The organism is Taibaiella helva (assembly GCF_003545695.1).
Lineage (GTDB): Bacteria > Bacteroidota > Bacteroidia > Chitinophagales > Chitinophagaceae > Taibaiella > Taibaiella helva.
Genome location: NZ_QUZZ01000004.1, coordinates 383,865 through 406,185, shown reverse-complemented (window position 1 = coordinate 406,185; position 22,321 = coordinate 383,865). Strand labels below are relative to the sequence as shown.

The following is a 22,321-nucleotide window of genomic DNA, read 5'->3' as shown; positions in this document are numbered from 1 at the left end:
GGCTTTGTCGCTTCGTTTTCCATTTTAAGATCAATTAATATACCACAAAAGTATATGTACGCTGAGGTCTTTTAAACACCGTTTCGATAAACGTGGACAAATTTTCGGTAAATGGAGGTTTCGACGGTACAGAAACGTCAAAATACCTGAAATACTATAAAATTGCCCGCCAGTATGCGATCATATCGGTTAAGGTCTGCTCGAGAGGAATACGTTGCTGCCAGCCGGTAGCGCTGATTATCCTGCCAGAATCACCATAGATTACCGGTTCATCGGTGCTCCGGATGAGGGTCGGATCAACGCGGTGGGGTAGCGGCCGGCCGATGATCTTTTCGATCATGGTCAGTACGTCGGCTATCCGGTAGCTTTTGCTGCCGCACACATTGTATACCTCACCCGCTACTCCTTTTTCAGCCAGGAGCACCAGAGCCTGTACCAGGTCCCTGACATCGGTAATGGCCCGCTCCGTAGTGAGCGTACCAGTGGCTATAGAATCGATCGCTCCTTTCTCAAACAGCACCGCTCGTTTGGTGAAATCAGAAGCGACATCATTTGTTTTCCGTGGGCCTGTTGTATTGAATATCCGTACCCTGATGCTACGGATATGATCGTTGGCAAAATACTGGAAACCCAGCAGGTCCTGAGCTACCTTGCTTACGCCGTAGGGATGCAGGGGGAGCAAGGCTGTATCTTCTGTCACCGGGACATTTTCGGGTTTCAGGCTGGCTCCGTATTCTGCGCTGGAGCAGGCGATCAGGATCACCGGGTCGTAAGCAGGGTCTTTCTTTCTCAGGCTTTTTACCGCTTCAAATACGTTAATGGTTCCGCCCGAATTGATATCCATTGTTTCAGAAGGCTTCTCCCACGAAACAGTCGGGTAGCTTTGCGCGGCCAGGTGATAAATAATCAAGGGTTTATATTGCGTAATGATATCGGTCACCATTTTGCTGTCCCTTACATCGCAGGGAACATAATTGGCTTTGTCCAGCACTTCTTCCAGTCGTATCGTCGGATGTGTATAATAGGTAGCAACAACACGCTGCCCCTGTTCCGCATAATAATCAGCGAGGTGAGAGCCTACCATGCCGCATCCTCCCGTGATTAATATCGGAGCATCTTTCAGATTATTCATAGTTTTGCACAATTTCTTGAAATAGATGACAAAGAAAGCAAAAATAATCATAATAGGGCCAGGAAGTCCTTACCGGAACGGGCAATCCATCTTCCTGGCACATTTGTGTAATAAGCTGGAGCAGGACTTCGAAGTTGAGCTGATCAATTTTACAATGCTCTATCCCGGATTCCTTTTCCCGGGCAAAACGCAATATGATACCAGCAGCGATAAAAAGCTTTCTTACCCCAATAAAAGGATGGTGCATAGCCTCAACCCGTTTAACTGGATGAAGGTAGCGCGCTATATCAACCGCCGGCAGCCCGATCTGATCGCCATCGACTGGTGGCATCCTTTTTTCGGACCCTGTATGCGCGGCATTACCGGCGGGCTAAGCCGGAAGCTCAGGCAAAAGGTAATGTTCATCACTGAGAATGTCATCTCTCATGAAGCCAACGGCATTGATAAGATGCTGACCCGCTACGGTCTCAGGCATGCACGCTGCTTTCTGGCCCTTTCCAGATCAGTAGAGGAGTACCTGGAGCAGATGTTTCATCGGAAGATATTTCGTTCAGCGCTACCGATCTATGATTTTTATAGAGCTGATACCGGCGTTCCTGATCTGTCCCTGAGAAAAGAATTTGGCTTTGAAGCAGAAGATACTGTGCTGCTGTTCTTCGGGCTGGTACGTAAATACAAAGGATTGGATCTGCTGCTGGAAGCCTTTGCGGATTTGCTGAAGCGCAATGGCCGGCTAAAGCTGTTGGTCGTCGGCGAATTCTACGAAGACGACAAACCCTATTTCGATCTTGTACAGCAATTAAACATCGGGGAGCAGGTACATATGGAAAACCGGTATGTACCGAATGAAGAGGTCGATCGCTATTTTACGGCATCGGACTGTGTGGTGCTGCCTTACCGTTCAGCCACGCAAAGCGGTATCCTCAGCATGGCTTACGGCTTCCGCAAGCCGGTGGTGGTGGCACCTGTAGGCGGGCTAGGCGCCCTCGTGCGCGAAGGAAAGACCGGCTATGTTGCTGCTGGCACCGGGCAGGCGGATATCGGGCAAAGCATACAGCAATACCTCGACCACAAGGATACGATACCCTTTGCCCGAAACATTGAAGACTACCTGCGCGAAGGTGATCTGTTTGAGCAGATCAATACCGTATTCGATGAGGCCCTGGCCTACGTATCCGCTAAAGCATAGCGACTACAGCATCTGCTTCAATTGACTCAGGCAATCGATCTCGTAAGTCGGCTTTTCTGAATGAGGCGCCCGGGCAGGATTATAATAAACCTGGTCCATGCCGTAGCCTTGAGCGCCCAGGATATCGGCCTCCAGCGCATCGCCGATCATCAGGCTCTCGCCAACCGAGGCGCCTGCAGCTTCGACCGCATAGGCAAATATGGCCGGCATGGGCTTCATGCTGTTGCTGCTTTCGGAGGTGATTACCTTGTTGAAATAATGATCGATGCCCGAAGTGCGCATCTTTTCCCATTGGGTCAATTCAAAGCCGTTTGTGATCATGTGCAGCTGGTAGTTCCCGGCCACGCAGTAGTCCAGCACTTCAAGGGCATAAGGCATCAGCTTGCCTTGCCGTGGCAGTTGTTCCAGGTATACTTCGCTCAGGCGGTGCGCCAGGTTGTTGTCAGCGATCTTGAAATCGAGCAGCGTATGCCACATCCTTTTCCAGCGCAGCTCATCGCGGTGGATATGCCCTTTGCGAAAGCGTTCCCAGAACCGTTCATTGTGCCGTTCATAGGTGGCCCTGAAATCCTCGAATACCGTAATGCCACGTTCTTCCAGCCTGAACTCGCTGTACAGCTGCTCCAACGTAGCTCCCGAATTGCGTTCAAAATCCCAGAGGGTATGGTCGAGGTCAAAAAATAAATGTTTGTACTCTGGCATTGTCGTAAAATCTAATTAATCACTTCCATTACCGTACGGAATGCCGCAAAATGGTTGCCGAACTTATCTAAGGTCTTTTTGCGCATACGCGGCGCATGTTCCTGCAAATAGGTCTGGTAGTTCTCTATGCTGTCGCAGTGGTATTGGATCACGAAGGTCACGCCTTCGCTTTCATCCTGCTCCATAAGGCGGCAGAGGCGGTAATCGCTGAACAGACCGGTATTCATCATCTCGTCCAGGTGCTCTTCTTTCAGCCAGCGCATCCATTTGTCGGCGACGCCCGCATCCACTTTAGCGGTTATATTGTATATGATCATCTTTTGTCTGATAAGATTAGCTTGGTTATTTCCTGCTAATACGCGCATCCAGGCTGTATTTGCCGGGACCGAACAGCAGCAGCGCCAGGTAAATGGCCGCGAACGCCGGCACCACCTCATGCTTCATCACATCCCAGCCGTTTACCTTCAGGATCATAAAAACGGTGACCAGGAGGGGGATCGTTGCCAGGCGGGTAAACAAACCCAGGATCAGCAGCGCCGAGCAAAAAAACTCTGCAAAGGTAGCCAAGCCCAGCGAAACAGAAGGGCTTAATCCCATAAACGAAATGAATTTGCTTTTATAGTCGGCAAAATGGGAAAGCTTATCCCAGCCATGGGTGATCATCAGGCCGCCGGAAACAAGACGCAATACAAGGGCGCCCAGGTTGAAGGCCGCCGGCGAATAGCTGTGGTAGAATAATTTTTTCAAAGGCCTGTTATTTTTTTTAAACTGATGAAAGGAGCTTCACTTTTTGCTGCTCCGGTAAAAGAACAAAAATATTACTTTTGACTACAATCATTCGCTCAAACCCTTTTTATGATCGCACAAACGACCCTGCAGTTCCTGAAGCAGCTGAAGCAAAACAACAATAAAGAATGGATGGATGCGCACCGGAAGGAATACGAGGCTGCAAAGGCCGACTACGAGCGCTTTGTAGCCGATATTCTCGAAGGTCTCAGCGCGTTTGAGCCGCTGTTCCGGGATATCCCGGCAAAGCAATGTATGTTCCGTATCAACCGGGATATCCGTTTTTCTGAAGATAAGTCGCCCTATAAAACCAATTTCGGCGCCCACTTTACCATCGGCGGGAAAAAATCGCCGCATGCCGGTTTTTATTTTCATCTGGAGCCGGGATCGGCTTTCGTTGGCGGCGGATCCTGGATGCCGCCGGCCGATATGCTGAAAAACATAAGGCAGGAGATTGACTATGACTTAGCGGCTTTTGAAAAGATCATTCATCAAAAGGATTTCAAAAAGCTGTATCCCCGGATTGACGGTGAGCAGCTGAAAAAGGCGCCCCAGGGCTACGATCCGGATAATCCGGCCATAGAATACCTGCGGTACAAGAGCTTTACGGTGGGGCATCCGCTAAGCGATAAAGAGCTCTCGGACAAGAACCTGGCCAGGCAAACGATCCAGTCGTTCAGGACCATGAAGCCCTTTATCGATTTCCTGAACCGTGCAGTGCCGCAATAAATACGTACTAAGCAAAAGCGCTGTCTCCGCCCGGAGACAGCGCTTTTGCTTAGTGTAATCCTGCTCAGTTTTTGGGCCGGAAAGGAATGTCAATGCCCGCCGTCAGCAGGAGAAGGCGCACATCGTGATCGCTGTAAGGAAAGCCCAGCCGGCCCCCTACAGTTGTGCCGAAGCCATCATTCATAAAGTTAAGCGGGTAATATTGCAGCTTAAAGCTGAGCAGGGGACGCAGGTGAACACCCACAAATATATAAGGCATGGCTTTTGGTGTCCGGTCGCTGAACCACTCATTGAACTTGGTCTTGTCTCCACGACGTACAAATCCCTTTTCACGATAATTGAAGGGGAAATCGACGCCTCCGCCAACAAGCAGGTAGCTGCCGTACTTCACATTGCCCAGCTTAAGCCCCAGCGGTACGCCGAGAGTATAGACACGGCGCTTAACAGTGGAGTCGGGATTACTGTATTTCTCTATGAAGCCGATATTTTTTATGTTTAAGCCCGTGTACAAACCGGCATGGGGGCTGAAATCGTAATTGACATGGACGCCCATATTGACAAAGCCGGTAAAACGAGGCGTGGACAGGCCGATATCGTCATTTTGCCGTTGCTTTAGCGTCGTGCTCAGGATATAGCCTTCCATGCCTGAGCTTAAATAGCATTTTTTCGAAGGGCGGCCCATCCGGGATTGAGCTTCCAGGGTGAAGGGAAGCGCAAGCAAAAACAATAGGGTTATTTTATAAGTAGATTTCCAAATCATAGTGCTGGTTTTACCGTCAAAAGTAAGGTAAGGCAGCGGATTTCCCGTGAAGATCCGGTAAAAGATGGTCTCCAATGCCCGGGCAGGAAGACTGCTATTATTTCCGAATTGCGTCTTTGGCATGTTAATTGAACAAAGATAATGCACAGTCGACCTTCCTCTGCGAGCAGGACGGTTGCCAAAATGTCTTATACCAACATGAATTTTAGAGAGATTATTTTTAATAATATGAATGAGAACGATATGGAATTCATGCCTATCGTTCCTTTAGGTGAGGTGGAAATGGAAGAGCAGGAGAAAAGTGAATTGCCTACTGATATTCCCGTTATTGCCTTGCGTAATACCGTTCTTTTTCCCAATGTAGTGCTGCCGATCACCGTTTCGCGCGACAAATCGGTAAAGGCCATTGCTGATGGTACCAAAAATGGCGGATTGATCGGCGTTTTGGCACAAAAAGATCAGGGTAATGACGACCCTGAGACCCAGGATATTCACAGGGTAGGTACTATCGCCAAGATCGTAAAGCAGATCAAAATGCCCGATGGCAATACTACCATATTCATTATGGGCCGTATGCGGTTTGCGATCGAAGAATATACCCAGGAGGCGCCTTACCTTAGAGCCCGGGTGAAATACCTCGACGATAAATTTCCAAAGGAAGATAAAGAGTTCGATGCAATGATTTCCTCGGTGAAAGATATGGCCGAGCGCATCATTGCCCTTTCGCCCAATATACCGGTTGAGACCGGTATGATGCTGCGCAATATTGAGAACTACTCTTTCCTGGTGCACTTTATTGCCTCTAATCTGGAAACCAAGCTGCTGGAAAAGCAGGCCCTGCTGGAACAGGACGATATCAAAGCCCGTACCCACCGCCTGATTGAGCTGTTGCAGACCGACTTGCAGATGGCCGAGCTGAAAAATGAGATCACCACTAAGACCCGGGGAGAGATCGACAAGCAGCAGCGCGAATATTTCCTGCAGCAGCAGCTCAAGAGCATCAATGAAGAGCTGGGCGGCGAAGGCAACGAAAGGGAGATCAAGGATCTGCAAAAACGTGCGGAGAGCAAAAAGTGGAGCGAGGCTGCTAAAGAAACTTTCAAAAAGGGACTGGGCAAGCTGGAAAGGATGCATCCCAATTCGCCTGACTATTCCGTGGTCTACAACCACCTGGACCTGATGCTGGACCTGCCCTGGGGCGAGTATACCGAAGATAAGTACGATCTGAAAAAGGCGCTGAAGGTGCTGGATGCCGATCATTACAGCATGGAAAAGATCAAGGACCGTATCCTGGAGTACCTCGCCGTGCTGAAGCTGAAGGGCGACATGAAATCGCCGATCCTCTGCTTTGTAGGGCCTCCGGGTATCGGTAAAACCTCGCTTGGTCAAAGCATTGCCAATGCCGTGAACCGGAAATATGTACGGTTGAGCCTTGGCGGCCTGCACGATGAAAGCGAGCTGCGCGGTCACCGTAAAACTTATATCGGCGCGATGCCGGGCCGTATTATCCAGTCGCTGCGCAAAGCGAAGACCTCCAACCCCGTCTTTATTCTCGATGAGATCGACAAGATCGGAAAGGACTTCAGAGGCGATCCCAGTTCTGCGCTGCTGGAGATCCTGGACCCGGAGCAGAATCACACTTTTTACGACAACTACCTCGAAATGGAGTACGATCTGTCCAAGATCCTCTTCATCGCTACAGCCAATAGCCTGAACGATATTCAGCCTGCCCTGCGCGACCGCCTGGAAATCATCCAGCTCTCGGGTTACAGCGTGGAGGAGAAAATGGAGATCGCCAAACGCCACCTGCTGCCCAAACAGAAGAAAGCGCATGGCCTGGACCAGATCAATGTTAAGTATACACCCAAGATCATCCAGCAGGTAATCAGGGATTATACCCGCGAGTCGGGTGTGCGTGAGCTGGACCGCCAGCTGGCCGCCATTATGCGTTCGATTGCCCGACAGGTGGCTATGGAAGATACGAAAACCGCCAGCATCGATACCGGGCTGATTGAAAAAGCGCTGGGTAAGCCCAAATACTCCAATGAGCTGTACCAGAAAGCCAATCCTCCCGGTGTGGCCGTAGGCCTGGCGTGGACTTATGTGGGCGGAGAGATCCTCTTTATCGAGACCAGCCTCAGCAAAGGCAAAGGTGGCCTTACCCTTACCGGTAACCTGGGTAACGTGATGAAAGAATCGGCCTCTACGGCGCTTTCTTACCTTAAAGCACATGCTGAATCGCTGAGGATCGATATTGCCCGTTTCGATGAAACGAATATCCATATTCACGTACCGGAGGGCGCCGTGCCTAAAGACGGTCCCAGCGCAGGCGTGACCATGCTGAGCGCCCTGGCATCGGCTTTTACCGGCCGTAAAGTGAAGCCTTTCCTGGCCATGACCGGTGAGATCACCCTCCGGGGGCAGGTATTGCCCGTTGGCGGTATTAAAGAAAAAGTACTGGCCGCCAAGCGCGCCGGTCTTAAGGAAATCCTGATGTGCGAGCAAAACCGTAAAGATGTGGAAGAGATCTCCCCTGAATTTATCAAGGGTATGAAATTTATCTATGTCAGTGAAATGGGAGAGGTGCTGGAAAAAGCATTGCTGAAACGCTAACGAAATTTGTTTGTAGAAAAGAACGGCCCGTCTTTGACGGCCGTTCTTTTTTGTTTCTCTGTGTAGTAGAGACGTTGCATGCAACGTCTCTACCGTGGTAGGGTAAAATGTACAAGACGTGTTTTTATGTATATAAGAACACGAGATCAGTCTAAGCCGTATTTTTGCGGCCGAAATGAACCGGTCCCTTAGTTTGCCCACCCAGCGGTATTACCGCATCGCCGTCAGCGTTTTCTATTTTATCCAGGGCATCGTTTTCGCGTCCTGGGCCAGCCGCATTCCCGATATACAGGCCCGTTTGCAGCTGAATGATGCGGCATTGGGCGGTGTGCTGTTTGCGATGCCCACCGGGCAATTAATGGCTATGATGCTGTCGGGATACCTGGTCAGCCGCTATGGCAGCAAGCCTATGCTTACGGCTGGCGCACTGCTGTATCCAGCGACTCTGGTGCTGCTGGGCTTAGCCGGGACAGTTGTTCAACTGTCGGGTGCTTTATTTCTTTTCGGCATTACCGGCAACCTTAGTAATATCTCCGTCAATACACAGGGTGTGCAGGTCGAAAGATTGTACCGGCGCAGCATTATGGCCTCTTTCCATGGTCTGTGGAGCCTGGCAGGTTTTGCCGGCGGGTTAACGGCCACAGCCATGGTGGCCGCTGAAGTGAAACCCTGGCGGCATTTCGTGGTGATCTGCCTTTTGAGCTGGTTGCTGGTCGTCGCATTCCGGCCCTGCCTGGTACCCAGGGATGCGCGGCCCGAAGGCGAGCTGAAGGCAAAAAGACGATGGGTGCGCCCCGACGCCTTCATCTTTACCCTGGGGCTTATCGCCTTCGCCTGTATGATCTGCGAAGGCACCATGTTTGACTGGACCGGCATTTATTTCGAAAAAATAGTACAAACGCCCAAAGCACTCAGCAGGGTAGGGTATATTGCCTTTACCTTCACCATGGCCGGCGGGCGTTTTGTATCCGATACCTTCGTGGCGCGCTACGGTGTAAAGCGGATTCTCCAGTTCAGCGGTATTACTATTGTTGGCGGTATGCTGCTGGCCGTGCTGTGGCCGTCGCTGGTACCTGCCACGATCGGGTTTCTGCTCGTCGGCATCGGCACCTCGTCTGTAGTACCCCTGGTTTATAGCCTGGCAGGACGGTCGAAGAAAATACCCGCGGGTCTGGCGCTGGCCCTGGTTTCCTCTATTGGCTTCCTGGGTTTCCTGCTGGGGCCTCCCCTGATCGGTTTCCTGTCGCAGGCGACGAATCTTCGTGTGGCTTTCGCCTTTATTGCCTTGCTGGGACTGGGCACTACGTTGCTTGCCCGCCGGCTGAATCGCCTGAGCCGCTAGGCTTTCGGGGAGAGCATTGTTTCTGCTGATGGCATCATAGTATTTTATTTCCGGTAGAAATTTGCAGATGTGATCCGGATGATCTTACCTTTGTACTGTAATAATAAAGATTACAGAATTATGATCAACGGACGCTTTGCCATTGCGATTCACATACTGACACTCCTGAGCATGGAGGATGGTTTGTCGTCGGAATACATCGCCTCCAGCATCAACATTAACCCTGTACTGGTGCGTAAGGAACTGAGCCGCTTGCGCAAAGCCAACCTTATTGAGACCAGGGAAGGTAAGAACGGCGGCAGCTCGCTGGCTTGCTCGCCTCGTAAGATCACCCTGGCTGATGTCTATAAAGCAACTTATGAGCAACCCCTGTTCAATCATTCCAGGAGTAAGCCTAACCCCAGCTGTCCCGTGGGTATCCGCATCGGTAAGATGATGGACGAGGTGAACGACGAGGCGGAAGCCGCATTGCTGAAAAAGCTAAAAAGCATTTCCATTGAAAAATTGGTGAAACAGGCCGGCTGAATTTTTTTCAGAAAACGGTAATAAAGGAAATTACAATTAATCCCTGAAACGGCAGCAATATTATAATTACGTTTATAAAGCTGTAATAATAATTATTACAATAAAAACAAAATAGAACAAACATGAACATTGCAATCATCGGAGCCTCTGGATTTGTAGGCTCGGCCCTGGTAAAAGAAGCCCTGCAAAGAGGGCATACCGTAACTGCTATTGCACGCGATATCTCCAAAATCAAAGAAGAGAACAGCAACCTGCATAAGAAAGCTGTGGATGTGGCTGACAACGCGGCTTTGCTGCAAGCACTTAAAGGCAGCGATCTCGTCATCAGTGCTTACAACGCAGGTTGGACCAATCCCAACCTTTACCACGATTTCCTGGAAGGTTCAAAGGCTATACAAACAGCAGTGAAGGCCTCAGCTGTCAAACGATTCATTGCGATCGGAGGGGCCGGCAGCCTTTACATTGCACCCGGCACACAGCTTGTCGATTCCCCCGATTTTCCCGAGGCCTTTAAAGCCGGCGCTACGGCCGCCCGGGATTACCTCAACTATCTTAAAGAAGAGCAGGATATAGACTGGACTTTCTTCAGCCCGGCCATCGAAATGCACCATGGTATCAATACCGGCCGTACCGGCCAATACCGCACCGGTCTGGAGCACCCTGTCTTCGATAGCAATAACCGGAGCGTGCTTTCTGTAGAAGACCTTGCCGTAGCCGTTTTGGATGAAGCGGAGCAGGGCAGGCATATCCGCCAGCGTTTTACAGCGGCTTACTAGTGTGAAGTATCAGGTACAAAGTATCAGAAATCAGGAGCCAGGGAATCAGAGCCAGGAATCAAGAGTCAGGTCTCGGGAATCGGGAGTCAGGTACCAAGTGTCTTTTACCTGATACATAAGCTTTGCCCTGCAAAAGCGGGTGGTAAGCTGATCCTGGTGTACAATCATCCAAGCGGCGAGCTGAGGCCCTCTCCCGGCGATATCGACATAACCGAACGGATGCCTGCCATAGGCAAGTTTATCCAGGTGCCGGTGATCGACCACCTGATCACTTCCGAAAAAGGCTTCTTCAGCTTCAAAGACGAAGAGCAGATAGACAAAATCGAAACCGAAAAGCGCTACGACCTCACCTTCTCCGGATGACAAAGTGAATGCAGCCAGCTAAAGAAGATGGAGAAAGAAAAAGCAGCAGCCGAAAAGAAAGTGGTTACTGCTGAGAAAAAGAGGTCCGTAGATCAAGGCATTTCCGTTGATGTTATTATAAAGGCATCGGGCTTGACGAAACGGGAAGTGGAGAAGCAGCAGGGATGAACCCCACGCTGGCACGCGCCTCGCGTGTGCCAGCTTACGACTTGTGGGCAATGACACTTCATGGATGATTCTTTTTCTATAAATCCTTGCCCCTACGGTATTTTCAAACATTTTTACAAAACCTTCGCCATCCAAACCGCTATCGCGTTCCGGCCGCCGGCCTGTATCTTTTTTAGGACCTTTAAAGATTTCAAATTAGATTTACCCTTTAATGGCAGTCGCGGGGCAATGCTGCTGTATCTTTAATGTTCAGATGCCCTGCTGCAGATACTTACAAAAAAGAAGCCAGTACAGAAATGAATCCTTTAAGTCCTCTTTTTGCCCTCGGGATATTGCTTATCGCGCTGGCAACAGCCTACCTGATCAACTTAAAGTATACCATTACGAATGCTTACCCGGCAAGGAACGAAAACATTGATGGCTTAAGAGGATTCCTGGCTATTGGTGTCTTTATGCACCATTCGGCCATCTGGTACCAGTATGTGCACCTCAAAAGCTGGGAATCTGTTCCGTCCAATTTTTATACGCACCTTGGCGAGACAAGCGTAGCCTTCTTTTTCATGATCACCGCTTTTTTATTTGTCACCAAACTATTAAATGCGGAACAGAAAAGGATCAGCTGGAACCTGCTGTATCTCTCGAGGATATTCAGGCTGGTGCCCATGTACCTGATATCGGTATTGATCCTGGTGCTCATTGTGATGCAGCTGAGCAACTGGCAGCTCAAAGAGACGGCGACCCGTTTCCTTTCGGAGCTATTCTGCTGGGCCACATTTACGCTTGCCGGTGGACCTCTGATCAACCAATCCTCCTATACCAACATTATCAATGCGGGCGTTGTGTGGTCGCTCCCCTACGAATGGCTGTTCTATTTCAGCTTGCCGGTCCTGGCCCTTTTCCTTTCCAGGAAAAGCATATCGCTGTTCTACGTGGTGATTGGTATTCTTTTTCTTACCGCCTTCTTTACTTTCAAACATTTCTTCTGGCATCACCTGGCCTCATTTGCCGGAGGCGCCATGGCGCCATTCCTTATTAAATACAATCCCTGGAAAGTAAACTATAAATCGCCGCTCTTCAGCATTATCATCATCGCCTGCCTGCTGGCCATACCGTTTTTTGAAACTTCAGCCGATCCGGCCTGTAAACTTTTAATCATTGTGATATTCAATTTAATCGCATTGGGGAATAACGTCTTCGGTATTCTGAAGAGTGCTGCACTGCGGTTTTTAGGCGACATCAGCTATAGCACCTATCTCATTCACGGGATCGTCCTTTTCGTCTTCATGTACTTTATTTATGGTTTAGATCGGGCAGCAAGCCTGTCTCCTGCGCAATTCTGCTTTATAATATTTGGTATAACGCCAGTGCTGGTGCTGATATGCTTCCTGTTTTATACCGGTGTAGAGAAACCTTGTATGGATTATGCAAAAAAGATAAGGATAGGCAAGATCGGCTCAGGCCCGCAAAAGCATTAATCCTTTTGTCGCTCATACGCTTCGCGTTTCGCCCGGCAGGGTACAACGCCGCGGAAAAGATAAACAGCATACGGCTCCCTGTTTTTGCCCCCGCTCCATCATAGCAATGTGAATCCGCTCGCAACGTCTGCCGGCCGCGGACAATAACCGGCTGAAATTGTATATTTGTCCTTGTATCCTAAATAACGACATGACCACTTTACAGACCATCCTGGAAATACTGAAGTACACCATTCCTGCTATTGTAGTGCTGATCACCGCTTCCCTTATCGTAAAAAAATTCCTGGTCAGCGAGACGGAACGCAAGCGGATGTCTATCTTTCGCGAAGGCATGGACACTACCCTGCGCCTGCGTCTGCAAGCCTACGAGCGCCTGGCCCTGTATATGGAGCGCATTCATCCCAGGGTATTGATCCCACGCGTATACCAGACAGGCATGACGACGCGCGACCTGCAAACGGAGTTGCTGCAGGCCATCCGTATGGAATACGAGCACAACCTGAGCCAGCAGATTTATGTATCGGCCCAGGTATGGAAAACGGTGCAGAGTGTAAAAGAACAGGAAATGGCGATGATCAACCAGGTTGCAGGCCTGCTGCCGCCTGAAAGCTCAGCAAAAGAGCTGCATCAGAAAATGATCGACTTTATTGTATCCAACGAGAATGACCTGCCTGTAGAAGTAGCGCTTGAGGTGATCAACAACGAGGCCAAGATCGTGCTGTCGCATCAGAGCTAAGCAAAGTTCCGACTATTTTTAAAAAATGGCTGTTCACTCCGGGGCAGCCATTTTGCTGTGAACGAAAGGCCGGGTTTCTTTTTACAAGTTAGGGAAAGACGAACTGTAAACCCAGATGACACAATTATCGGGAAATATGGCCCGGTTATGAATTAGCCCTTGCCCGGCAATGGAACAACAGGCATCTTTGTTCCAGATAATAGTGGAAAGAAGACCATAAAGGTCCGGATCATATCCATCGTTTCACCATGAGAAAACGAAAGCTGCCGGTAGGGCAGCTTTTCTGTATTAAAGCACATGCTAGAAAGGATAGCCGATAGCAATATTGAGGTTCACATTCTTCTGCCGCCAATCGGGATCGCCCAGGTCGATATCTTTCAGCACCCAGCCGGAATTACTGTTGATATAGGGCTTTTTAAGCGGTATGGCCCAGTCGAAGCGGACGACCAGGAAGCCGCCCAGATCGAGGCGGACGCCGGCGCCGGAGCTGACGGCAATGTCCTGGTAAAGGTTTTTAAACTCAAAGTTGGCGCCGGGCAGCTTGTCATCTTTACGGGCCAGCCAGATATTGCCCATATCGGTAAACACCGCGCCATTGAGGCTTATAGCGCCGGAAAAAAGCTTGATCATGGCAAAGCGGTACTCGGCATTGAACTCCAGCTTGATATCGCCGGCCTGATCGATAAACAGGTTATCGGAAGAGTTCTGGCGGAGGGAATCGTAATAGCTGCCGGGACCCAGCACTCTTGGACGCCAGCCCCTGATACTGTAGGCGCCCCCCACGAAGTATTGCTTGATATAGGGCAGGATGGTAGACCCGCCATAGGGAATACCCACCCCGCCATAAAACCGCATGGCGAGGGAAGAATTGCGCCGCAGCAGGTATTGCCTGGCGTCGAAGTCGAGTCGGAAATAACGGGCATGGGAAAAGCTGAAAGGACTGTTTAAGGCTTCGGCAATACCTTTGACACCGCTCAGCAAGGCTCCGGCCTCTTCTCCTCCCAGCTTGACATAGGCATAACGCCAGCGGTGCTGCCCTTCGGTATTAATCATGAATTCCACGCTTTCCCCTTCCACAAAGGTTTCCTGGTAACTGTTGCGGATGGCGGGTATATTGTCGATGCGTGACTGGAAGGTATCGGAAATATTACGCAGGTGCAGGGTATTGACAAAGATCGGCTTCACCGACCAGGTCTTGATGGCGCTTTCTTTCCAGATATAGCCGTAGCTCGCATTTACACTCACCAGGTTGAAATACTGGTAACGGTCCAGCGAGTTGATACCCGCCGCCAGCACGGTACGCGGCACCGAACTCTGGCTGAATTTGTTCTGGTTGACCGGCAGGATGAACTTGGGAAAGGTAAGCCGGAAATTGATCCCGATATTCTGGGAGAACAGGTAGAATTGCTTGGGATAAGGCACATCGGCGTTTTTATTTTGCCCCAGCTCAATACCGTAAGATACCGTAGTGGTCAGCTCGTTGGCGCCCTTGAGAAAATTTTTGTCCGTAACCGAAACATTGGCTGCGGTGCCGATGGCGTAGAGATCGCCGCCCGACACCTCCACATTGGTACCAAAATCGTACTTCTTGTTTTTGTTCATCAGGATATAGCAGTTCAACGTGCGGTTAAGGCTGTCCTGCCGGTTGGCGAAGATGAACATGCGGACATATTGAAAAATGCCGAGATCGTTGAGCTGGCGAAGGGTCTGGTTGTAGTCGGCCTGTGAATACAGGTTGCCCGGCCGTATAAAGATCTTTTTATCCAGGATGCCGGTACGGACATACTGCTCACGATAGCGGAAGGTAAGCCCGTTCACCTCTTTTTCCGTAAGCGTGGTGCTGCGCAGGTCATTTGTATCAACATAGTCGGGAATCACGATCACATTTTTGAATGTAAACGGCTTGAACTCGAGGCTATCGTCGGTGGGATGGATAATGACCTTTACGTTGAGGGTAGGCTTTTTCTTTTTCTTTTTCAGCGTGATAAAGTTGATCGCGCTTTCAAAGGGATTTTCCAGGTTGCGGAAATACGATTTATCCAGCGTATCCAGCTCGAAGTCTATGTTGTCGGCGCTGAAACGGTAATAGCCATAGTTCCTGATCACATTGGTGAGCCGGTTCCGTTCAGCCCCGGCCAAGGTATTGGAATAGGCCTTGTTCTTGATCAGCAGGCTTCCTTCATTCAGCTTGTTCGTCAGCCTGGCGATGCCCTCATCTGCAATATCATAGCTCACTTCGTCGATCAGGTACTCGCTGCCGGTAGCTACTTTATAGGTAACATAAGCCTTTTTCCCTTTAATCTTTATGGTATCGCTTACACTGGCATAGAAGTAGCCGGAGTTGCGCAGGAAATCCTTCATGTTGCGGCGGGCCCTCATGATCATCGACGTATCCAGCAATGACGGCTTTTCCACTACTTTCGACGTCAATTGAAAGTTGGCCGTATCCTGCTGGTATTTTTTATAGCGGAAGTTGTACAGCCACAGCTTTACCGGGAACATACCGAAAAGATAGGAATTGGGCCGTTGGGGCATAAGGCTGTACAGCTGGTCGTTCAGCGCTCCTTTTTCGGACAGCGTGCGATCTGTGCTCAGTTTAATATTCACCTTCCTCAGAAGATACTGATCCTCTTTCAGGTATTTGGTGCTGGAACAAGCCGACAGTAGCGCTATAGCCGCAAGAAGAAAAAAAGCATAGAGTAATTTCATGAGCAGCTGCTTATGTGCGGTACCGGTACGGCAATTTATAAAAATGAGGCCAGGATTGGTTAGTTTTGCGTGTTTAAATTTTGCAAATGACCAAAGCCCAGATCAAATTCCTTCAATCTTTAGGCCGGCAAAAATACAGAAAAGAGCACAATGCCTACCTGGTAGAAGGTGATAAAAATGCCAGGGAATGGCTGCTATCGGGAGCGGAGATCCTGTACATTGCAGCAACGGAGGCCTGGCTAGGCATGCACGTTTCGCTTGCAGAAAGGCACCCTGAAGCCGAACGGATAACGGCTGCAGGCTTCGAGCTGGAAAAGGTGACCAGCATGCAGCATGCACAGGAGGTAGTGCTGGCGGTAAAGCAACCTGCACCCGCACTGTACACTATGCAAAAGGACCGCTGGTACTTGTACCTGGACAAAATTCAGGATCCGGGCAATATGGGAACCATCATCCGCGTCGCCGACTGGTTTGGCCTGGCACAGCTCATTTGCTCTCCCGACTGCGTGGAATGGTACAATCCCAAGGTAGTGCAGGCTTCGATGGGCAGCCTGCTTCGTGTAGGCCTGGCAGAAATGACGCCTGAGGCTTTCCTATCGGCCAATACGCTGCCTCTTTACGCTACCTCTCTGGAAGGCAGAGATATGCGACAGCTCAAAGCCGCGCCGGGCGGCGTGATCGCAATGGGCAACGAATCAAAAGGGCTGTCCCCGCTGCTACAGGAAGCCGCCGATCATCGCCTGCTGATCCCGGGCAAAGGCGGCGCCGAATCACTGAACGTCGCGGTAGCGACCGGTATCGTTTGCGCGGCGCTTACCCTCTCCTGATTATAGAAAGGCATCCGTCCTGTCCCCTTACGCCAATCATTCGTTCTCCATACTGCAAAGCAGCGCAGAAACATGTTCCCTATCGCGATTGAGCGATCATGTCCGGTGCCGGTATCAATGCTTTAAATTACCCGTTTCCGGGGATTGGCCGGCGTCCGGGACGCACCTACCTTTGCTTTAACCTTATTAAATGATACGCATATGAAAAAGAAATCGCTTCGGCTCGAAAAGCTTTCTTTGCAGAAGTCCACTATCGTCCACCTGGGCAATAAGGCGGCTGCCATAGTAAAGGGAGGTCAATCGGGCCTGCTGGACCCACGCTGTAACCAACTCAGCTATACAGATGGGCCTTTAAGCTGTATTGGTCACAGCTGCGAATCCTGGATAACGGAAGACCCTACTTGTCGCGGCTGCGCCGAGATGTAACCTTAAGATTGGTTCTGTTTTTTTAAAAGTAGAATGGCAACCCAAAAGGTTGCCATTTTCATTATTTATTGTTTGTCCCTGTACTAGAATACGGTCAGCTTTTGCACATAGCCCTTAGCATTGTTGTTGTACCGGATCATATACACGCCTTTGGCCAACTTTGAAATATCAACGGGGTTCAGGCCCTTGGTTACCGTAAGGTTCATCACAGGTACGCCCACTACATTCATCACCTGCGCTTCCAGCGGCTCTTTCAGCGAAGAGGCGATGGTTATCCTGTTGCTGGCAGGATTGGGATAAAGCACCAGGTCGTTCGCGCCTATCGCAATTTCACCAATACCGGTAGTAGAGTCTTTTGTTCCTATACCGACGGCATACCAGGCATCTTTCACCGCTTTATATTCCGCACCCGTGGTATCATAAAGATCACCCGCAGCTTTCAGCGAATAGCGGTAAGCATCCATATAAACAGAGCTGGGCTGTATGTAAGTGGTCAGGCTGCGATAAGCGATCTTCTCCGCTTTCTCCCTGCCGATACCGTTCACAGTATAGCTATTCCCCTTATCATTGGTTCCGCTGCCTCCTTCTACCAAGAGATAATACCATTTATTTTGTACACCGCTATTGGTATGCACGCCGCCGTTATCTTCGGGGTCGGTAGGATCGACCCAGAAGGTGCCTTCATAGGTATCGGGGTTCTGCTTAAGCTTGGGGTTAGCCATAGAGCGGAAAAACGAAGCGCCGCTACCCAGCAGAATACCTTCCCCTATGGTCCAGTTCGCATCCGCGCCTTTCGCATAAAATTCGATATTAGCGCCGAAGATATCAGAGAAGGATTCATTCAATGCGCCGGATTCCCCTTCGTAATCAAGGCCGCCGTTACCATTGTGCTCGGTAACCATGTGCGTAAATTCGTGTCCCATCACATCGAGGCCTACCACCGGATCCATGATCTCGCCATCTCCCAGGCCATAGAACATGACATTGTAAGGTTCGGGTGCAGCCGAAGCATTGTACGGATCGCCTGAATTGACATAATTCTTCACCACGCTGCCATTATTATCATAGCTGTTCCTGCTGAAAACGGATGAATAGTAGTCGTGTGTCTTTTCCATGCCCCAATGCGCGTCCAGGCCCGGATTTTTCTTCCTGGCAATGGTATAGGTACCGCTATTGCCGTTGCCATCGTTCCAGTTGTAGGTACCGGGTGTAATATTGGTCACGGGGTAAACAGCTGTATCTTCAAGGGTACCGTTGAAGAAATCCAGCTTCAGGTAAGCACCCTTATAATCGTGACCGGGAGACAGGATAGAATAAAATCCGCCATTGGCGGCAGGCAGGCTGGAAGCGCCGCTTACGTTGACAAAGCGGGGCGATTCGATCAGGGTATCGCTGCCCATACCCAGGGTAAACAGCAGGATATTGCCATTACCGGGGCCCAGGTTGGAAAGCATCGAGCTTGACGCAGCCTGCAGCTCAGTAGCGCTGAAGGCATCAAAGAGATCCCAGTTGGTGCTGGTGTTCCAGTAGTCGCGTTCGCCGATAAAATTACCGCTCATATCCTGGTCCAGCGAACCCGCATCGTAAGTCTCGATCTTCCTGCCGGCATCGCGCAGGCGATAGCTGCCCACAGCCACACTGTCGGCGATAATGGGACGGCTGCCGCTATAGTAGGTATTGGCTGTTGCGTTAACGTCGGTATGCGCAATAAGGTTGACCTTTTTCAGTATCTTACCGCTCTGCGCATCTATGAAATAATTTTTCATCAGCAGGCTCCTGTCCTTCATTTTACCATCGACGCGCAGCTTGTATGCGAGCACATACTCTTTCATTTTGCCGGTATTCAATCCTACGATAACCAGCTGCGGCGCATACTCCTTAATTGTCCGGGCCACATCAGCGTCCTGCTTTACCAGGCGTGCGGCTTCAGCTGCGCTCAGAGAAGGGGTAACGGAAAGGTTACCCAACGGAGCTACTTTACCGTTGATATAGTCGGGCTCGTCTTTCTTAAAATGCACCATTACAATAGCATTATCGATAAGCACACCCTGGTAGTATTGCTGAAAAGAAAGGTGAGCATAGCCGAGCTTATCTGTGGTCTCGCGTACCTGGCTGAAGGTGTGCTGCGCCGACAACCCGAGTAATGCAGGAAGCTGTGCTGTAATACCGGCTCTCTGCAGCGGCTTTCCCTTCAGGCTCATTGCAATATCACCATTGCTCACCGGGATCACAAAAGCCGGAGCCGCTGCGGGCTTGCCTTGCTGCGCCCCGGCTTCGGTAGCCAGGGTCATAAGGCCGGCTGCAACAAACACGGCATGAATAATTCTTCTGTTCATATATGGTTCTTTTGTTTTTAACTGAGGACAAATATAAGCTATTGTGCTGCCGTTTGGCAAGATCATCGTCAAAACGAGGTCAAAACGGGAAAAAAGCCGGTCAAAACCGGCATTTCCCTATTTTGAGTCTTCCGGAGCGCTTTGTATTATCCGTTCATTGCTGTTCTCAGGTAAAAAAGATCCGGCTGATGCAGCCGGATCGCAGATCAGAAAATGATCCCGGTTTATTTTTTAGGAATGCTTTTTCGTTCATAAGCATCGGGAATGGAAAACTTGGTCTCAACAGGGACATCAAGCTCGGCTTTGCTGAATTCCATGTCCAGCCTGACCTGCTGCCCTTTGTTGTTGATGGTGATGTAACGGTTAAAGGCAAAAGGCTGCTGGCCGGTGATCGGGCCATATTTCTCATAACGTATGGTACAGGTAAAGTCCCGCTGTGTCGAATTCAGCTGCAGCTCCTGCAGGGTACCTGTGCGTTTATTGTACTGCAGCAGCTCGGTAAAGTCGTCTTTCTCCAATGTGATCAGCATCAGGCTGTCTTTTGTTTCTGATTTTTTTACGGCCACATCACTGATCAGCGGATTACCGATAAAGAGGTTTTGCAGCACCGGGAATTCTACCTGCGCCTGTATCAGCTCCAGGCCTTCCTTATACGACAGCGCATACGCCTTTTTGCCGATCTTGATAATGGCCCTTAAGCTGTCGGGCGTAATGGAAGCCCGTGCCACTTCAGCAATGCCCAGCGCAATAATGGAAGCCCAGATATCTTTTCCTTTGTTCATACGCAGGTTGCCGGTAAAATCCTGGCTCTGGTCCCTATTCTCAAAATGCATATCGGCCTTACCGCTGAAAGTATTCCAGCTAATGGTCTGCGCCAGGTATTCTTCGGGCTTACGTTCCTGGCTCACCGGCTTTACCGGCGCTACAGTCGTTGTTTTCTTGGCCGTATTACAGGCTTGCGTACCCAGCAGCAGCAAAGCAAAGGCGGCCAGGGCCATCGTATACAGCGCCCTGCGTCCTGGTTGGTGATAACGGTTTCTCTGTAGCTTAATCATGTAGTTTCTTTTCATTTATTTTTTTCTGAAGACTTTCCGAGCGCTCTCCTTTAGACAAAGCGGTATTCCAGTATTCCAACGCGCTATCGATATTGCCCAGCTTATATTCTATATCGCCCAGGTGTTCCCAAAGCGTGGGATCGGCATTGTCTTTGTTGAGCTCTATCGCCCGCTGAATATATGTTTTGGCTTCTGTGTACTTCCCCTTCCGGTACAGTATCCAACCATAAGTATCCAGGAAAGTAGATTCATCGGGACGCAATTTCAATGATTTTGCCGACATTTTCTCCGCCTCATCCAGATTTTCGCCTCTTACAGATAAGTAATAGCTGAAATTATTCAGCGCCATGGCATTGTTAGGCTGCAGCTTCAATGCAGACCGGTAACAACTGTCGGAAGCGCTGAAACGCCCTTCTGTATTGTAAACATCACCCAGGGAGATCAGCACGTCGGATAGCAGATCATCATTATTTTTTGTTTGCGCGATCGCTTTCCGGAAAGAAAGGATCGCCCTGTCATTTTTCTTTTCCTGCATATACCCGATACCACCCAGGTAAAAGACCATAGGTTCTTTGGGAAAAATTTGCGCCGCCCGTTCGCTGAGCGCGATCAGGGAATCATTCTCCTGCCGCATGGAATAAAGATACATGACCTGCTGCCAGGAGGTGTAGTTGAGCGAATCGTGCGCAATCACTCTTTTATATTGCTTCAGCGCCTCTTCAAACTGTCCGTCGGTCACCAGCAGATCGCCGTAAAGGGCCACTGCCTGTGGCTGCACGGGTTCCTGCTCTGCCAGCTTACGGGTAAGGTCGAACACGATTTTACGCGAGGCGGAATCGGCGCCCCGGTACTGGATAAAGGGTACCAGCAGACCGATACGGTCTTCTGTGCTTACATTGTTGTTCATTACCGCCTTTTCCAGGTAGGTTTCCATGCGGGAGAGGTCTTTCTTTTTGAGGTAGTACCGTACCAGGGCCAGCTGCACATAGGCATCTGCAGGAAATTTCCCTTCGGCATCCAGGTAAGCTGCTTCTGCCTTTTCAGGCATATTGTTGTTGTCGTAGAGCTCTGCCAGCAACAAGCGGTAACGCGATTCATTGGGGTAATAGGCGATCAGCTTCCGGCCTTCGGCAGCGGCGCCTTCCACATTGTTCATGGTGAGGTAGATCTGCTGGCGCTGCAGCAAAAGGGTCTCATCGTCTTCCCCCACATATTGCGCCAGCTTATCCAGGGTGCCCAGCGCAGCTTCGTAGTGCCTGGCTTTCTGGTACAGCATCGACTGGTGGATCAGGTATTCTTCCGGCGCACGGTCGCGGGCGGCAATCTTGCCGTAAACATCGGCAGCGGCGACATATTGCTCATCAAAAGCCAGCAGATCGGCGTATTGCTTCAGTATCCATTTATTGGTCGAGTCGCCCTGCAAGGCGATACGGACTTCCGTCAGGGCACGGGTAATATTGTTCCGTTCCAGCCACAGACGCGACAGCTCATAGTGAGCTGTCGCATTGGCCGGCTGCGCTGCCGCAAACAGCGAGTATTTCCGGAAGGCTTCTTCCTTATTGTCCAGCATTTTGGCTTTTACCGCATCCATGAAGATCTGGTCTGCCGAATCCTTTGATACTTTTATAGCCAAAGGTATAGCCAACGCCCTGGTATTGGCTTTAGGCAGAGA

21 protein-coding genes are annotated in these 22,321 nt (G+C 50.2%); 12 read left to right on the top strand and 9 right to left on the bottom strand.

Annotated elements, in window-relative coordinates; translation table 11 throughout:
- Positions 1-154: 154 nt before the first annotated feature.
- The gene (locus tag DZC79_RS09615) at positions 155-1,132 is read right to left on the bottom strand and encodes a GDP-mannose 4,6-dehydratase (protein WP_118951339.1); all 978 of its coding nucleotides are present in this window, start codon (positions 1,130-1,132) and stop codon (positions 155-157) included.
- A gap of 25 nt (positions 1,133-1,157) precedes the next feature.
- On the opposite strand from DZC79_RS09615, the gene DZC79_RS09610 reads away from it, so the two are divergent.
- Positions 1,158-2,321: a glycosyltransferase gene (locus tag DZC79_RS09610; protein ID WP_118951338.1), complete on the top strand. Its 1,164-nt coding sequence runs from the start codon at positions 1,158-1,160 to the stop codon at positions 2,319-2,321.
- A 3-nt stretch (positions 2,322-2,324) separates the two neighbouring features.
- Here the strand turns inward: DZC79_RS09610 and DZC79_RS09605 are convergent, their stop codons facing one another.
- From DZC79_RS09605 to DZC79_RS09595, 3 genes are read right to left on the bottom strand one after another with little or no spacing between them, the layout of a single operon-like run.
- Entirely contained in the window at positions 2,325-3,023 is a 699-nt protein-coding gene (locus tag DZC79_RS09605; protein ID WP_118951337.1) for a YjjG family noncanonical pyrimidine nucleotidase, read from the bottom strand.
- 11 nt (positions 3,024-3,034) lie between these two features.
- Entirely contained in the window at positions 3,035-3,340 is a 306-nt protein-coding gene (locus DZC79_RS09600; RefSeq protein ID WP_118951336.1) for a DUF4286 family protein, read from the bottom strand.
- 25 nt (positions 3,341-3,365) lie between these two features.
- Positions 3,366-3,770, bottom strand: a complete 405-nt coding sequence (locus DZC79_RS09595; protein WP_118951335.1) for a DoxX family protein — start codon at positions 3,768-3,770, stop codon at positions 3,366-3,368.
- Between the two features lie 108 nt (positions 3,771-3,878).
- Here DZC79_RS09595 and DZC79_RS09590 point away from each other — a divergent pair, with 108 nt between their 5' ends.
- Positions 3,879-4,538: a DUF2461 domain-containing protein gene (locus tag DZC79_RS09590; RefSeq protein WP_118951334.1), complete on the top strand. Its 660-nt coding sequence runs from the start codon at positions 3,879-3,881 to the stop codon at positions 4,536-4,538.
- 64 nt (positions 4,539-4,602) lie between these two features.
- On the opposite strand, the gene DZC79_RS09585 is transcribed toward DZC79_RS09590, so the two are convergent.
- The gene (locus DZC79_RS09585; protein ID WP_157977040.1) at positions 4,603-5,298 is read right to left on the bottom strand and encodes an outer membrane beta-barrel protein; all 696 of its coding nucleotides are present in this window, start codon (positions 5,296-5,298) and stop codon (positions 4,603-4,605) included.
- A gap of 198 nt (positions 5,299-5,496) precedes the next feature.
- Between DZC79_RS09585 and lon the strand changes: the two genes are divergently transcribed.
- The 8 genes from lon (at position 5,497) to DZC79_RS09545 (ending at position 13,296) form a co-directional block, all read left to right on the top strand.
- Positions 5,497-7,911 (top strand): endopeptidase La, encoded by a 2,415-nt coding sequence (gene lon, locus DZC79_RS09580; RefSeq protein ID WP_118951502.1) that lies wholly within the window; start codon positions 5,497-5,499, stop codon positions 7,909-7,911.
- Positions 7,912-8,086: 175 nt separating this feature from the next.
- Positions 8,087-9,253 (top strand): MFS transporter, encoded by a 1,167-nt coding sequence (locus tag DZC79_RS09575; protein ID WP_118951332.1) that lies wholly within the window; start codon positions 8,087-8,089, stop codon positions 9,251-9,253.
- 120 nt (positions 9,254-9,373) lie between these two features.
- Positions 9,374-9,778: an Rrf2 family transcriptional regulator gene (locus tag DZC79_RS09570; protein ID WP_118951331.1), complete on the top strand. Its 405-nt coding sequence runs from the start codon at positions 9,374-9,376 to the stop codon at positions 9,776-9,778.
- A gap of 122 nt (positions 9,779-9,900) precedes the next feature.
- Entirely contained in the window at positions 9,901-10,554 is a 654-nt protein-coding gene (locus DZC79_RS09565; RefSeq protein ID WP_118951330.1) for an NAD(P)-dependent oxidoreductase, read from the top strand.
- 57 nt (positions 10,555-10,611) lie between these two features.
- Positions 10,612-10,917 (top strand): JAB domain-containing protein, encoded by a 306-nt coding sequence (locus DZC79_RS09560; RefSeq protein ID WP_118951329.1) that lies wholly within the window; start codon positions 10,612-10,614, stop codon positions 10,915-10,917.
- Positions 10,918-10,944: 27 nt separating this feature from the next.
- Entirely contained in the window at positions 10,945-11,085 is a 141-nt protein-coding gene (locus tag DZC79_RS21170; protein ID WP_157977038.1) for a hypothetical protein, read from the top strand.
- A 296-nt stretch (positions 11,086-11,381) separates the two neighbouring features.
- Positions 11,382-12,560 carry an acyltransferase family protein gene (locus DZC79_RS09550; RefSeq protein ID WP_157977037.1) on the top strand — a complete coding sequence of 393 codons (1,179 nt, stop codon included), beginning with the start codon at positions 11,382-11,384 and terminating at the stop codon, positions 12,558-12,560.
- A 190-nt stretch (positions 12,561-12,750) separates the two neighbouring features.
- Entirely contained in the window at positions 12,751-13,296 is a 546-nt protein-coding gene (locus tag DZC79_RS09545; protein WP_118951326.1) for a DUF7935 family protein, read from the top strand.
- A 300-nt stretch (positions 13,297-13,596) separates the two neighbouring features.
- Here the strand turns inward: DZC79_RS09545 and tamL are convergent, their stop codons facing one another.
- Entirely contained in the window at positions 13,597-16,005 is a 2,409-nt protein-coding gene (gene tamL / locus DZC79_RS09540; protein WP_118951325.1) for a translocation and assembly module lipoprotein TamL, read from the bottom strand.
- A gap of 86 nt (positions 16,006-16,091) precedes the next feature.
- Between tamL and DZC79_RS09535 the strand changes: the two genes are divergently transcribed.
- Positions 16,092-16,832: a TrmH family RNA methyltransferase gene (locus DZC79_RS09535; protein ID WP_118951324.1), complete on the top strand. Its 741-nt coding sequence runs from the start codon at positions 16,092-16,094 to the stop codon at positions 16,830-16,832.
- Positions 16,833-17,033: 201 nt separating this feature from the next.
- Positions 17,034-17,258: a class I lanthipeptide gene (locus tag DZC79_RS09530; RefSeq protein ID WP_118951323.1), complete on the top strand. Its 225-nt coding sequence runs from the start codon at positions 17,034-17,036 to the stop codon at positions 17,256-17,258.
- A gap of 83 nt (positions 17,259-17,341) precedes the next feature.
- On the opposite strand, the gene DZC79_RS09525 is transcribed toward DZC79_RS09530, so the two are convergent.
- From DZC79_RS09525 to DZC79_RS09515, 3 genes are all read right to left on the bottom strand, one after another.
- Positions 17,342-19,594, bottom strand: coding sequence for a M4 family metallopeptidase (locus DZC79_RS09525; RefSeq protein WP_198666837.1), 2,253 nt, complete (start codon positions 19,592-19,594; stop codon positions 17,342-17,344).
- A 224-nt stretch (positions 19,595-19,818) separates the two neighbouring features.
- Positions 19,819-20,649: a DUF4292 domain-containing protein gene (locus tag DZC79_RS09520; protein WP_157977036.1), complete on the bottom strand. Its 831-nt coding sequence runs from the start codon at positions 20,647-20,649 to the stop codon at positions 19,819-19,821.
- Positions 20,642-22,294: a tetratricopeptide repeat protein gene (locus DZC79_RS09515; RefSeq protein ID WP_198666836.1), complete on the bottom strand. Its 1,653-nt coding sequence runs from the start codon at positions 22,292-22,294 to the stop codon at positions 20,642-20,644. The genes DZC79_RS09520 and DZC79_RS09515 overlap by 8 nt, the downstream gene beginning before the upstream one ends.
- Between the last annotated feature and the right edge of the window lie 27 nt (positions 22,295-22,321).

Coding starts and splice junctions, on each gene's coding strand:
- DZC79_RS09600 (WP_118951336.1), bottom strand. CDS start 3,340: ATGATCATATACAATATAACCGCTAAAGTGGATGCGGGCGTCGCCGAC.
- DZC79_RS09530 (WP_118951323.1), top strand. CDS start 17,034: ATGAAAAAGAAATCGCTTCGGCTCGAAAAGCTTTCTTTGCAGAAGTCC.
- DZC79_RS09520 (WP_157977036.1), bottom strand. CDS start 20,649: ATGATTAAGCTACAGAGAAACCGTTATCACCAACCAGGACGCAGGGCG.
- DZC79_RS09550 (WP_157977037.1), top strand. CDS start 11,382: ATGAATCCTTTAAGTCCTCTTTTTGCCCTCGGGATATTGCTTATCGCG.
- DZC79_RS09535 (WP_118951324.1), top strand. CDS start 16,092: ATGACCAAAGCCCAGATCAAATTCCTTCAATCTTTAGGCCGGCAAAAA.
- DZC79_RS09590 (WP_118951334.1), top strand. CDS start 3,879: ATGATCGCACAAACGACCCTGCAGTTCCTGAAGCAGCTGAAGCAAAAC.
- DZC79_RS09615 (WP_118951339.1), bottom strand. CDS start 1,132: ATGAATAATCTGAAAGATGCTCCGATATTAATCACGGGAGGATGCGGC.
- DZC79_RS09545 (WP_118951326.1), top strand. CDS start 12,751: ATGACCACTTTACAGACCATCCTGGAAATACTGAAGTACACCATTCCT.
- DZC79_RS09565 (WP_118951330.1), top strand. CDS start 9,901: ATGAACATTGCAATCATCGGAGCCTCTGGATTTGTAGGCTCGGCCCTG.
- DZC79_RS09525 (WP_198666837.1), bottom strand. CDS start 19,594: ATGAACAGAAGAATTATTCATGCCGTGTTTGTTGCAGCCGGCCTTATG.
- DZC79_RS09585 (WP_157977040.1), bottom strand. CDS start 5,298: ATGATTTGGAAATCTACTTATAAAATAACCCTATTGTTTTTGCTTGCG.
- lon (WP_118951502.1), top strand. CDS start 5,497: ATGAATTTTAGAGAGATTATTTTTAATAATATGAATGAGAACGATATG.
- DZC79_RS09575 (WP_118951332.1), top strand. CDS start 8,087: ATGAACCGGTCCCTTAGTTTGCCCACCCAGCGGTATTACCGCATCGCC.
- DZC79_RS09605 (WP_118951337.1), bottom strand. CDS start 3,023: ATGCCAGAGTACAAACATTTATTTTTTGACCTCGACCATACCCTCTGG.
- DZC79_RS09570 (WP_118951331.1), top strand. CDS start 9,374: ATGATCAACGGACGCTTTGCCATTGCGATTCACATACTGACACTCCTG.
- DZC79_RS21170 (WP_157977038.1), top strand. CDS start 10,945: ATGGAGAAAGAAAAAGCAGCAGCCGAAAAGAAAGTGGTTACTGCTGAG.
- DZC79_RS09610 (WP_118951338.1), top strand. CDS start 1,158: ATGACAAAGAAAGCAAAAATAATCATAATAGGGCCAGGAAGTCCTTAC.
- tamL (WP_118951325.1), bottom strand. CDS start 16,005: ATGAAATTACTCTATGCTTTTTTTCTTCTTGCGGCTATAGCGCTACTG.